Source organism: Diaphorobacter nitroreducens (assembly GCF_002214645.1).
Classification (GTDB): domain Bacteria; phylum Pseudomonadota; class Gammaproteobacteria; order Burkholderiales; family Burkholderiaceae_C; genus Diaphorobacter; species Diaphorobacter nitroreducens.
In genome coordinates this window covers 3,481,497-3,493,379 of record NZ_CP016278.1, presented here as the reverse complement: position 1 = coordinate 3,493,379, position 11,883 = coordinate 3,481,497, and the positions used below count along the sequence as shown (strand labels likewise).

Below are 11,883 nucleotides of genomic sequence, written 5' to 3'. Positions count from 1 at the left end.
CAATAGCAAAGTACATCCACGGCCGGCACTCCATACTTGCGGCATGACCACCTCTCCCGCCCTCCCCACCGCCGCCGACGTGCTGCGCTTCTGGTTCGACGAGGCCACGCCGCAGCAATGGTTCGCCAAGGACGCCGCGTTCGACGCCGCCATCCGCACCCGCTTCGCCGCGCTGCATGCGCAGGCCGCGCAGGGGGAGTTGTGGCACTGGCGCGGTGATGCCCAGGGCCGCCTGGCGGAAATCCTGGTGCTCGACCAGTTTTCGCGCAACCTGCACCGCGACACCCCCGCCGCCTTCGCGCAGGACGGCATGGCCCTGGTGCTGGCGCAGGAGGCCTTGGCACAGGGTCTGGACGCGCGGCTGGAGCCCGCGCAGCGCGCCTTCCTGTACATGCCCTACATGCACAGCGAGTCGCCGCGCGTGCAGGAAGAATCGGTGCGCCTGTTCACCGCGCTGGGCAACCCGGGCAGCCTGCACTTCGCGCATGCGCACCGGGACATCATTGCGCGCTTTGGCCGCTATCCGCACCGCAACGCCGCACTGGGCCGCGCCAGCACGGCCGAGGAGCTCGCCTTCCTGCAGCAGCCGGGCAGCAGCTTCTGAAAGGCAAAAGGCCGCAGGAGCCAACGCTCCTGCGGCCTTTTGCGCGTTGCAGCGCCCTGCTGTCGGGCGCCGGCAGCTATTGCATCAATAGCGCCCGCTCACTCCGCCGTGCGGATGGTGTCGCGGCCGTTGCGGTCCTTGGCGCGCTCGATGTCGTCGCCCAGCGCGCGCACCAGCTTCTCCACGGCCGCCGTGAAAGCATCGGCCACCTTGGCCGCCTCGGCACGCGCAGCCACAGGCTGGCGGCCAGCGGGGCGCACCTCGATCACGCAGCGCTTGTCGGCCGCGCCGGACTTGCCGCCGTCCACGTCGGACAGGAACACCTCCACGCGCGTCACGTGCTCGCGAAAGCGCGCCAGCTTGGCGGTGGCTTCTTCCTGCACCCAGCGGGCCAGCGATTCGCCGCCCTGGATGTGGTCGTCGGTATGCACCTGGATCTGCATGTTTTCTCCTTCGTGAAGTGGATAGGTCAATGGGGCGGACGGTAGCGCCCCTCGTCTTCATCATGCCCCAGTAGGCGCCTGCACGCTTGATTCGCATCAAGCAAAACGCACAGCCGCGCTCTGCGGCTCGTTCCTACAGCGTGCGGGCAAGCGCGGTGTTACAACTGAGCCGATGACTGTCCTGCCGCCCTGGCTACAGCCCGACCGCATGCCGTCGGTGACGCCCTCCCAGCCGCGCCTGAAGATCGGCCTGTCCGCGTGCTTTTCGCATGCGGACCCGGGCCGGCCGCTGTTCACCAACAAGACCCTGCAGTACGTGGAGCAGTCCATCGCGCACTGGATCATGTCGGCCGGTGCGCTGGTGGTGATGGTGCCCTGCCCCACGGGCGAGACCGCTCGCGGCGACGTCACGCTCAAGCACTATGCCGAGTGGCTCGACGGCGTGGTGATGCACGGCGGGGCGGACGTCTGGCCCGGCAGCTACGGCGAGGTGCCGCTCAAGGACGCTTGGCTGGGCGACCGCGTGCGCGACCTGTACGACCTGGCGGTGGTGGAGGCCTTCGAGCAGGCCGGCAAGCCCATCTTCGGCGTGTGCCGCGGGCTGCAGCTCATCAACGTGGCTTTTGGCGGCACGCTGTACCAGGACATCGAGACCCAGCACCCCGGCGCGCTGCAGCACCGCAACCCGAGCACCTACGACCAACACTTCCACGAGGTGGACATCGTGCCCGGCACGCGGCTGGCGCGGCTGTACCCGGAGCAGCCGCGCGTCACCGTGAACAGCATCCACCACCAGGGCATCAAGAATCTGGCGCCCGGCTTCGACATCGAGGCCTGGAGCTACCCCGACGGCGTGCCCGAGGCGATACGCCGCAACCCGAGCCACGGGCGCGGCTACATCGCGGCGACGCAGTGGCACCCGGAGTTCCGCGCCAGCGCGGCCGTCACGCTGGACGACTCGCCGCTGCTGCACGACTTCCTGGCCGCCTGCAGCCGGGCGCGCGTGCTGCCCCGGCCCGGCCACAGCCCGCTGCAGATCCGCGACCGCGCGGAGCGTCTGCTGCGCCGCGCGCTGCTGCGCAGGCGTTAGCCAAAAATGGCCGCTGGCGCTTGATGGGCAAGCGCTGACAGCTATCAATAACGCAGCATCAATGGTGGTGCCCGTGCCCGCCATGCACATGGCGGTGGGCGATCTCCTCGGCCGTGGCGGCGCGCACCTCGGTCACCTTGCAGGCAAAACGCAGCGCCTTGCCGGCCAGCGGGTGGTTGCCGTCCAGGTGCACCACGGGGCCCTTGATCTTGACCACGTGGAACATCTGCGGCTGGCCGTCGGCGCCGGGCCCCTGCAACTGGCCTCCCACCTTCACGCCGGGGGGGAACTCGCTCTTGGGGATGGTGCGCACCAGGCTCTCGTCGCGCGCGCCGAATGCGTCCTCCACCGCCAGGTCCAGCGTGACCGCATGGCCCGGGGCCTGGCCTTCCAGCGCGGCCTCGACCTTGGGGAAGATGTTCTCATAGCCGCCGTGCAGGTAGGCCACATTGCCGGCATCGAGCGGCTTGCCCGTGGCGGGATCGGTGACGCGGTAGCTGAGCGTGACGGCGGTGTCTTGGGTGATGTTCATGGCTTGGTTTCCGTGGAGGGCGGCGGCGCGGACAGGCGCCGCCGCAAGGCCGCCATTGTCCCGCACACGCCAAGGCCGCGCGGGCGGCCGGGCCGGCCGCTGCGCAGGCGTTCAGGCCTGCGGCACCTCGTCCTGCGCGCTGCCCGGGTGGCGCGCAAAGCGCCGGGGGGCGCTGCCGTGCACCGGGTCGCTCGCGTCCCAGGGCCAGCCGCCGAACTGCGTGCGGCGAAAGTCCTGCATGGCCTGCATGATTTCCTGCTGGGTGTTCATCACGAACGGGCCGTACTGCACCACCGGCTCGCCGATGGGGCGGCCCTGCAGCAGCAGGCATTCCACGGTGTCGCCGCCGGTGTTGACCAGCTCCAGCGCCCGATCGGCCGCCACCTCCAGCGCCGCGTGGCCGCCCTGGGGCTCGCCGGCGATCGAGAGCCCTTCGCCCACGAACCAGTACAGCATGCGGCGCGTGCCCTGTCCGCGGGCCGCCGGCAGCGTCCAATGCGCGCCGGGCTCCATGCGCAGCGTCCAGATGGCGACGTCGGCGTCCGCCTGCGCGGCCCAGGACTCGGGGGGCGGCGGCAGCGGCGCACCGGCGCCGTCCAGCGCGCCGGCGACCACGGTGACCGTGGTGCGCAGGCCTGCCGCGTCGGCATGCTCCAGGCGCGGGATGCGTTCGTTCCACAGCATGGTGAAGTGCGGCTGCACCATCTTGTGGCGCGCGGGCAGGTTCAGCCAGATCTGGAACAGCTCCAGCGGGTTGGGCGCGTCGGTGTTCAGCAGCGGGAACATCTCCGAATGCATGATGCCCGCGCCGGCGGTGACCCACTGCACGTCGCCGCCGCCGAAGCGCGCGGCCGCGCCCAGCGAGTCGGCATGGTCGATCAGGCCCTTGCGCACCAGCGTGACGGTCTCAAAGCCCCGGTGCGGGTGGCCGGGAAAGCCGGGCACGTGCTCGCCGTGGTACATCGAAAAGCCGTCCTTGCGGCTGAAGTCGCTGCCCATCTGGCGCCCCTCCAGCGCCACCGCCTGCACGCCCATGGCGCCGTTGCCGGCGGGGTAGGCGTCGTCATGGTGGGCGCAGAACAGGAACGGATCGAGCGTGGGCCACAGCGGCCCCAGGGGCTGGGATTGCAGGACGGGACTGGCGCGGGTGTTCATGGGGTTCCTTTCCAAGGCCGGCGCGGCGACACGGCGCAGGCACTGTGCATCATGTGGGGACGGAAGGCCGCTTGCCCAGCGGGCGCCGGCGCGACACTGCGGCCCATGCGTGGAACGATGGCAGCGCAATCTTCGAGCAAAAACCGTCGCAAAGGCATTGGGGGTGAGCGCTGGCAGCTACTTTTTCATGAGCAACCTGGCGCCCTGTACGCGGGACCAGCTCCAGCAGCGACGGCCCACCGGCCCGCGGCACCTGCCCCGCGCCTTCAGCCCGGCGCGGAGTCCGCCAGCACCATCCACGACACGCCAAAACGGTCGTTGACCATGCCGAACGCGGGCGAAAAGAAGGTCTTGGCCATCGGCGCCACCACCGTGCCGCCGTCGGCCAGCGCGTCGAACCTGCTGCGCGCCTCCACCTCGCTGGCCACCGAGAGCGTGAGCGAGATGCCGTTGAACACCGGGTGGCCGCCCGCCATGCCGTCCGAGGCCATGAGGGTCGTCTCCCCCACGCGCAGCTCCGCATGCATGACCTTGTCGCCGGGCACGGCGGCCGACGCGGAGCATTCGCCCGCGGGCGGCTCGGGGCTGTCCCGAAAGCGCATCAGCAACTGCGTCTGCGCGCCCAGCGCCTGGGCGTAGAACGCCAGCGCCTCTTCGCAGCGGCCATCGAACATCAGATAGGGTTGGACTTGCATCGCGTTCTCCGCACAAAGGGCCGTGGGGTTGAAAGGCACCGCCTACGCCGCCGCGCCGATGGCGGGCCGGGCCTGTCCGCGCGGGTCCAGCGCCACCTGGATCTGCGGCGCCCCGCGCACGTCGGGGCGGGCGCGGTCGCCCAGGTCCTGCAGCGCGGTGAACTGCCCGTCTAGGTACAGGAAGGTGATGCTGGCGGCGATGTGGGCCAGCGCCTGCCGCGCATCGTCAAAGCCTTCGGCCTCCACGCGCTCGTCGCCATCCAGCTGGTAGGCCCAGCCCTGCGCCTGCGGTGCGAGGGCTCCCAGGTCGATGAGCTTGTCGCGCACATTGCTGGCGTACACGCGCCCGCCCGACGCGTACAGCGTGAAGGTGTGGGCGGGGTGGCTTTCGGCCGGCGGCGGCGCGGCGTCGGTGGCGTCGGTGTGGGAGGGGCGAGAGGTCATGGCGGCGTCCTGGCGGTGGCAGGTGGGATGCCGCGCCACACATGGTGCGGCCCCGGCAGCGCCATCGTAGGCAGCCGGCCGCGCGCGGGCTGTAGGAAAACGCCGGGCGCTGCTGCTTGCATAAAAAAGGCCTGCAGCGCCCGCCCATCAAGCGCTGACAGCTATGCAAATAGGAGCATCAGCGCCGTCCGCGCCCCCACCACCAACCCACCGCCAGGCCGACCACACCGAGTACCGCCACCACCGTGGCCGATCCCGCCATGCGCTGACGGTGGCCGCCGTCGATGGAAGTCTGGTGCGAGGGGGCAAACAGATTGCCATGGGTGAGCGGCGCGGGCGCTGCGCGGCGCAGCCCCAGGTCGCTGAACCAGCGCATGGCGCGTGCCGTGCCCTGCGGCGCCAGGGCATGCGCCACACGCCCGGGCATCGCGCCCAGGCCCAGCCAGGTGACGGCGCGCGGCTGGACCGCATCGGCCAGGTCCACGATGGCCTGGGCCACCGCGCGCGGGTCCACCATGGGCAGCGGCGGACGGATGCGCCGGCCCGTGTAGTTGGCGCCGTGCGACAGGCCCGGCGAATCGACGAACGTGGGCGCCACGTCGCACACATGCACCTGGGGCAGGTCGACCACCTCGGCGCGCAGGCTTTCGGACAGGCCGCGCAGGCCGAACTTGCTGGCCGTGTAGGCGGCCGCGTAGGGCGCGGGCACCCAGCCGCCCAGCGAGATCAGATTCACCAGCAGGCCGTGGCCCTGCGCGCGAAAGCGCGTGAGCGCCGCGTGCGCGCCGTGCACGTGGCCCAGCAGGTTGGACTCGATCACGCGGCGGTGCGCGGCCAGCGGCACATCGTCAAAGCGCCCCACGGCTCCCACGCCCACGCCGTTGATCCACACATCGATGCGCCCGAAGTGGCGCACCGCCTTGTCGGCCAGGGCCTGCACCGCGTCGGCGTCGGTCACGTCGGTGGGAATGCCCAGCGCCTGCCCACCCTCGGCGCGGCAGGCCAGCGCCACAGGGGCCAGCGTGTCAGGGTTGCGCGCGGCCAGCACCAGGCGCGCGCCGCGGCGCGCAAACGCCAGCGCCGTGGCATGGCCGATGCCGCTGGAGGCGCCGGTGATCACCACCACCGGATTGGGCGAGGACGCAAAGACGCTGGACGGACTGGCGGGCAAAGCTGTGGTCATGGTGCGGCGGGCCGCGCAGACGCTGCGCGGCGCAACGAAGGGCAAAACCCTATTTGTAACCGCGCTGGCGGCGCAACGGCGTAGGACAGCCGCCCTCGCGCTGCGCATTTCCATCCAAACAGGCTGCAGCGCTTGCGTATCCAGCGTGAAGCGCTATGAGTAGCGCAGCATTCACGACAGCGGCTTGGTGCCGAAGCGCACCAGCAACCCGCGCGGAGTGACGGTGATGCTCTCGGGCTGCAGGCCCATGCCGTCGGCCAGCGCCAGGTCTTTGTCGCGCAGCTGGTGCAGCACCACCTCGCGCAGCGACTGGTCGGCCAACTGCTGGCCGTAGCGCTGCAGCATGCCGGCGGCAGAGGGCTGCACACCGTCCAGGCGCAGCGCGTTCACATGCAGGTCGTGCGCGCGGATGGTGCGGTCGGTGGGTTCGTAGCGCAGGCCGAAGTCCACATCGAACGCGCCCGTGTATCGCCGCGCCTGCAGCAGCGCGCCGCTGGCCGCCACGTCCAGCACGGCGTTGAGGCGGTTGCGCTCGGGCAGCAGCGTGAGTTGCGGCGTCTGCAACTGCAGGTCCAGCAGCCCGCCCAGCGGGTAGCTGCGCGGGAAACGCTCGGCCAGTGCCTGCTGCAGCTGCTGGGTGCTGATGGTGTAGCTGGGCTGCGCGCTGGCGCAGCCGGCGGCCAGGGCCAGGGCGGCGGTCAGTGCGTGCGAGAGGGCGAGTCGGCGGTGCATGGCGTTGTCAGCGAAAGACCTGGCATTGTGCGCAGCGCCGCGGCCCGCAGTGCAACCAACTGCGTCAACCGGTGTGCTGCGCGCCGGCCAGCGCGCGCAGCTGCTGGTGCGCAGCGCTGTCCAGGTCCACGGGGCGCTGGTGCTTGGCCAGCAGGTAGCGCTCGCTGAACACGTCCAGCCAGGCCAGCAGCAACGCGGCAGCGTGCGTGTCGCCCGCCTGCGCCAGGCACAGCGCCGCCACCTCGGCGGTGCAGAAATGGTCGCTGCGCTTGGAGCGGCGCAGCCGGTAGCGCGAGGCCTCGTCGCTGTGCAGGCTCAGCACCGGGAAGCGGTCCAGATAGGGGCTTTTGCGGAACATCTTGCGCGCCTCGGGCCAGGTGGCGTCCAGCAGCACGAACAGCGGGCGCGGGCCCTGCGGCGCAGCGGCGGGCGCAGCCGCGTCGGCCTGTGGCGCCACGGCCTGCACCACGCGCGCGGCCTGCGCGAACTCACCCGGGAACACCACGTAGGGCTGCCACTGCGGGTCGGCCAGCAGCGCCAGCAAGGCGGGATCGACCTCGGTGCGCGCCCAGCCAAACGCGTGGGTGTCGGGCACCAGGTCGGCGATCAGCCAGCCCGTGTTGCTGGGCTTGAGCGGCTCGGTGTCCGCCATCAGCAGGCACATACCCGCGCGCACCGCGGGCTGCGGGCGCAGCGCGCACTGGCAGTGGCTCAGCGGCAGGCGGCAGCCCTCGCAACGCTCGCGGCGCGAGCCGCCGCGCGCCAGGAACGGCTTGGCGCTGCGGGCCAGGCGCGCGGCGCGCAGCAAGGAAACGGCATGGGGCATGGAAGGGCGGCGTGCGCCGCAACGGGCGCGCACAAGGGTCGGCAAGCCGGCGATTGTGGGGCATGCGCGCGGCGCGGCCGCCGCTTTCATCAGGGTAAGCCCTCGCATCGCGGCGCAACTGTTTTAGCCATTGAAATTTAAAACACGGTCTTTGACCAACCATCGCACCCACACCTAAATTTCATGACAAATCACGTTTCATCCAAAGAAACACCCGCCATGCCCCCCACCCCCTCCAGCGCACGCCCCAAGGCCGTGGTGAACCACCTGCCCGGTGGCAGCACGTCCACCGTGGAGCGCGCCATGCGCGTGCTGCGGGTGATGTCCGAGGGCGGCAACGCGCGCCTGACCGACATTGCCGCCGCGGCCGAACTGGACAAGGCCACCACACTGCGCCTGCTGGAGGTGATGGTGCGCGACGGCTTCGTCGCGCGCGATGCGCAGAGCAAGCAGTTCTCGCTGGGGCCCGAACTCATGGTGCTGGGCGCGGCCGCGCTGCGGCGCTTTGACCCGCGGCCGCTGGCGCGCCCCAGCCTGCTGCGGCTGGTGGGCCAGTTCGAGGACAGCGTGGTGCTGTCCATCCCCAGCGGCGTGGAGTCGCTGTGCATCGACGTGGAGGAAGGCACCTACCCCATCCGCGCCAACTACCTGCGCGTGGGCAGCCGCCGCCCGCTGGGCGCCGGGGCCGGCAGCCTGGCGCTGCTGGCCTGGATGCCCGAGGCCGAGCGCGAGGCGGCGCTGGAGATCCTCGCCAACCAGATGAGCCGCTACCCGCGCATCACGCCCGCGCTGCTGCGCGAGCGCATCGCCGACGCGCGCGAACGCGGCCACGTGGTGCTGCTGGACGTGGTGGTCGAGCGCATGGGCGGCATCGCCGTGCCCGTGCTCGACCCCGAGGGCCGCCCCGTGGCAGCCCTGAGCATTGCCGCGCTGAACGACCGCATCCTCGCGCGGGAAGCCGCCATGGCCCAGGCGCTGATGCGCGAATCCACCGTATGCCAGGTGCGCTGGTCCGAGGCCGTGCGCACCAGCTGAAGCGCGCCGCGATATTTGAAGCCGCAGCGCTGAGATAAATTGCCGTCAGTTTACTTTCGCGTCAGGAAAGTAAATTGCGCGTCAGAACAAGCCGGCTGGTTCCACTTGGCGGTCCCAGTTGTAGATCACCAGCTCTCCACGCTCGACCCTGTTTGCACCGCCGCCCACGGTGTAGTCCAGCTTGAGCGACTCCATGTCGAAGCCTGCGAAACACTCGCGGATGGCCGGGTGATCGTTGATGCTCACTACAGCCTTGCCCTTGATCGCCCTGAGCTTCGCAGCCATGGCCACGTACTGCGCCCAGGGGAATGGGACGCCGTAGCCTTCGGTCTCCCAATAAGGCGGGTCGAGATAGAACAGCGTGTGGGCTCGGTCGTAGCGATCGATGCATGCGGCCCAGTCGAGCTGCTCGATGTAAACGCCACTCGCCAGGCGCAAATGCGCGGCCGAGAGGTTCTCCTCGATACGCAACAGATTGATCGCCGGTGCTGTGGTCGCCGTGCCCCAGGTCTGTCCGGCTACCTTGCCGCCGAAGGACTGCTGTTGAAGGTAGAAGAAGCGCGCCGCGCGCTGCACGTCGGTCAACGTCTCAGGGCGGGTTTCCTGTAGCCACTTGAACACCAACCTGCTCGTCAGCGCCCATTTGAACTGGCGCACGAATTCTTCCAGATGATGGGTGACGACCCGGTACAGATTGACCAGGTCGCCATTGACATCGTTGAGTACCTCGACGGGCGCGGGGTTGCGCGCGAAGAACACCGCCGCACCGCCGGCGAACACCTCGCAGTAGCACTCGTGGGACGGAAACCTGCTGAGCAGCAGGTCCACCAGGCGGCGTTTGCCGCCGATCCACGGGACGATTGGATTTGCCATTATTGCAAGCCTCTTTTCTGTGGTGAAACATCTGTTAGGCTTCACCCGCTCTCGCGAGAGTGGCGGGTCTTCGCCTGGCTTGCAGCTCATACCTGCAGGTTAGGGTCCTGGCTTGGTGTTCCCGCACCTTGCCAGGTCGCCCGTTTTTTTAGATCACGTCCACAAACACGGGTAGATTGGGAGCCGGCCCCTGGATCACCCCGTCTTGCACGAACACCTTGCCGCCCACCGTGGCCTCGCCACGCGCGCGGATCTGGCCCGCGCCGGGCAGATTGATCGTGGCCACGCCATCCGCATAGGCCACTACCTCCCCGATCTGCACCCGGCCAGGTGCGAGCAGTTCCTTGAGTTGCTGGTACAGGTTAGGCATGGCTGTCGATCTCCAGCGACTGGGTGAGCACCGGGAACTGCTGGTTGATGGCTGTCGAGCGAACGATGCCGATGCGCTGCGTAGACGCGTCGTCCACATAGCGCAGCACTGTCCCTGGCTTGATCACGCCCGTGGCGGGCAGCACGGGTAGCGTCATCTTGTGTTTAAGCATGCGCCCTGACTCGGCGAGCTCGGCTGTGGCACGCTGTTTTGCGGCAACGATCTCTGTAATCAATGGATGCACGGCCATAGGCTGCTTGAGCATCGTGCCCGGCAGCCCATTGCGCGTGAGGTCGGCTTGAATGCCCCCAGCCTCGCCCGCAACAAAAATCCTGTCGTAGCCCGGCAGATCGACGACCTCTGTGTCGCCTACCTCGGCGATCCCCTCGGGTAGTTCAACGCCTGGCACCAGCGTGTCCCATCGCCACCACGGCTCAGGCCAGGCGGGAAGCACGCGCAGGATTGGCGCTGTGTCGTGCGGCTGTAAGTAGGCTCCAACACTGCCAGCAATGTCTTTCAATGCGCTTATCCACGTGCCCTGGTGCATCCAGATACCCCCTGGCACTAGCCAGTCGGTGATCTGCCAGTCGACAGTCCAGCCGAAGCCCACTCCATTGACTGTCAGCACTTCAGCCATCAGCTGCTGCGCCGTGCGATCCTGCGTTTGGCTGAACGTCTGTACCTGAGCATGTGGTGCGTCCAGCACGGCTGCGAGGCCACGGCCAGAGGCCGTCACCATATTGCCAGGGAAACGCTTGCTGCGGCCGATGCGCTCGGCCTGTAAGCGAAATGGTTGCCCATTAACGCGCACTTCCAACTCCACGGGCTGACCACCGGGGCCAGGCGCGATCGCATCACGAGCCGACGCATGAAAGCTAGCGGAGAAAGTCCAGGTCCAGCTCTGCCGATCAAGCTGCATCTGAAAGGTCTCTGACGGAAGCGGGTCGCCTGCAAGATCATCGGCACGGCGAATTTCAATGGAGTTGATCACGATGTAGGTCCTGCGAGGCGGCACCACGATGCCTGCTGGTGGCGGGAGAGAACCGCCGCGTTCACACACAAAGAGCAGGCCCAATGGCAGCGCAGCGTCTGCTGCGAGGTCAAACACCAGCTCTGCCGGCAGTTTTGGCACATAGCACGGGTCTGGCGCGGGCGGTTGGGTGCCTGGCGTGACGCCCGGCAGCGGCTTTTGAGCCTGCTGGTACTGGGCGCGACGCACCACGCCGAGGTGATCGGCGATACCGAAGCGCTGTGCGATGGCAGCAGCAAGAGGTACGGCGCGCTGGTACTGCTGGCGCACCAGGCGGCGCAGGCTCTCGGCGTCTTCAAAGCGCTGCTGCACTGGGGTCGCGGCCAAGCTGCGGGCATGCTGGTATTGATGGCGGCGCAAGTGCTGGATGCGTGCCGCGTCCTCGAAGCGCTGGCGTACCGGCGCGGCGTCCAGCCGCAGGGCTTGCTGGTATTGCAGGCGCGTGGCGCGCTGCACGGGGTCTGTGGCCTGCCACTGAGCGCGCAGGGCTGCGCCGATCTGCACGGATTGCTGCCACTGCGCGCGCAGTGCCGCGCCGATGGCCCGCGATTGCTCAAAGCGCACCTGTGTGCCGGCGCGCAGCGGGGCGGCGGGCTGCCACGCATCTCGCCCGGTACGAGCAAGGGGGCGAGAGACGTTGATGTCGTGGTGCGCCGTGATGTGGCCGCGCAGGCCGGTGATGCTGCCCGCCGCATGCGCCAGCGCAAAAGTGCGCGCCGTGATGTGGCCGTGCAGGCCGGTGATGCTGCCGGCGATGTGCAGCACAGCCGTGCCGGCGGGTGCCCCCGAGTCGTCGCCGAAGACGATCTCGACAGGGCTGCCAGACCCGAGGGGGCTCTGGCTGAATTCGAGGTCGGTCGCGGCCACACAA

Annotated in this window: 14 protein-coding genes; 3 read left to right on the top strand and 11 right to left on the bottom strand. The window is 69.1% G+C overall.

Features of this window, described 5'->3' with window-relative positions; genetic code table 11:
• Positions 1-43: 43 nt before the first annotated feature.
• Entirely contained in the window at positions 44-604 is a 561-nt protein-coding gene (locus BA022_RS16370; protein WP_047351172.1) for a DUF924 family protein, read from the top strand.
• Between the two features lie 98 nt (positions 605-702).
• On the opposite strand, the gene BA022_RS16365 is transcribed toward BA022_RS16370, so the two are convergent.
• Entirely contained in the window at positions 703-1,047 is a 345-nt protein-coding gene (locus BA022_RS16365) for an HPF/RaiA family ribosome-associated protein (RefSeq protein WP_015914545.1), read from the bottom strand.
• A gap of 172 nt (positions 1,048-1,219) precedes the next feature.
• Here BA022_RS16365 and BA022_RS16360 point away from each other — a divergent pair, with 172 nt between their 5' ends.
• On the top strand, positions 1,220-2,137 hold the full coding sequence (locus BA022_RS16360; RefSeq protein ID WP_011807048.1) for a gamma-glutamyl-gamma-aminobutyrate hydrolase family protein: 918 nt from the start codon (positions 1,220-1,222) through the stop codon (positions 2,135-2,137).
• A gap of 58 nt (positions 2,138-2,195) precedes the next feature.
• Here BA022_RS16360 and BA022_RS16355 read toward each other — a convergent pair whose 3' ends face one another.
• From BA022_RS16355 to BA022_RS16325, 7 genes are all read right to left on the bottom strand, one after another.
• Entirely contained in the window at positions 2,196-2,669 is a 474-nt protein-coding gene (locus tag BA022_RS16355) for an FKBP-type peptidyl-prolyl cis-trans isomerase (RefSeq protein ID WP_011807049.1), read from the bottom strand.
• Between the two features lie 111 nt (positions 2,670-2,780).
• Complete coding sequence (locus BA022_RS16350) at positions 2,781-3,824, bottom strand: pirin family protein (protein ID WP_088888166.1); 1,044 nt, start codon at positions 3,822-3,824, stop codon at positions 2,781-2,783.
• A 266-nt stretch (positions 3,825-4,090) separates the two neighbouring features.
• Positions 4,091-4,519, bottom strand: coding sequence for a VOC family protein (locus BA022_RS16345; protein ID WP_011807051.1), 429 nt, complete (start codon positions 4,517-4,519; stop codon positions 4,091-4,093).
• 42 nt (positions 4,520-4,561) lie between these two features.
• Positions 4,562-4,963: a hypothetical protein gene (locus tag BA022_RS16340; protein ID WP_088888165.1), complete on the bottom strand. Its 402-nt coding sequence runs from the start codon at positions 4,961-4,963 to the stop codon at positions 4,562-4,564.
• A gap of 178 nt (positions 4,964-5,141) precedes the next feature.
• On the bottom strand, positions 5,142-6,146 hold the full coding sequence (locus BA022_RS16335) for an SDR family oxidoreductase (protein ID WP_088888164.1): 1,005 nt from the start codon (positions 6,144-6,146) through the stop codon (positions 5,142-5,144).
• A 171-nt stretch (positions 6,147-6,317) separates the two neighbouring features.
• A complete protein-coding gene (locus tag BA022_RS16330; RefSeq protein WP_011807054.1) occupies positions 6,318-6,878 on the bottom strand; it encodes a hypothetical protein in 561 nt (186 codons plus the stop codon).
• A gap of 64 nt (positions 6,879-6,942) precedes the next feature.
• Positions 6,943-7,704 carry a tRNA-uridine aminocarboxypropyltransferase gene (locus BA022_RS16325; RefSeq protein ID WP_088888163.1) on the bottom strand — a complete coding sequence of 254 codons (762 nt, stop codon included), beginning with the start codon at positions 7,702-7,704 and terminating at the stop codon, positions 6,943-6,945.
• A 219-nt stretch (positions 7,705-7,923) separates the two neighbouring features.
• Here BA022_RS16325 and BA022_RS16320 point away from each other — a divergent pair, with 219 nt between their 5' ends.
• Positions 7,924-8,739: an IclR family transcriptional regulator gene (locus tag BA022_RS16320; RefSeq protein ID WP_088888162.1), complete on the top strand. Its 816-nt coding sequence runs from the start codon at positions 7,924-7,926 to the stop codon at positions 8,737-8,739.
• 81 nt (positions 8,740-8,820) lie between these two features.
• On the opposite strand, the gene BA022_RS16315 is transcribed toward BA022_RS16320, so the two are convergent.
• The 3 genes from BA022_RS16315 to BA022_RS16305 form a co-directional block, all read right to left on the bottom strand.
• Positions 8,821-9,612: a DNA adenine methylase gene (locus BA022_RS16315; RefSeq protein ID WP_088888161.1), complete on the bottom strand. Its 792-nt coding sequence runs from the start codon at positions 9,610-9,612 to the stop codon at positions 8,821-8,823.
• A 148-nt stretch (positions 9,613-9,760) separates the two neighbouring features.
• Positions 9,761-9,982 carry a hypothetical protein gene (locus tag BA022_RS16310; protein WP_088888160.1) on the bottom strand — a complete coding sequence of 74 codons (222 nt, stop codon included), beginning with the start codon at positions 9,980-9,982 and terminating at the stop codon, positions 9,761-9,763.
• Positions 9,975-11,879 carry a hypothetical protein gene (locus tag BA022_RS16305; protein WP_088888159.1) on the bottom strand — a complete coding sequence of 635 codons (1,905 nt, stop codon included), beginning with the start codon at positions 11,877-11,879 and terminating at the stop codon, positions 9,975-9,977. Before BA022_RS16305 ends, BA022_RS16310 begins: the two co-directional genes overlap by 8 nt.
• Positions 11,880-11,883 lie beyond the last annotated feature (4 nt).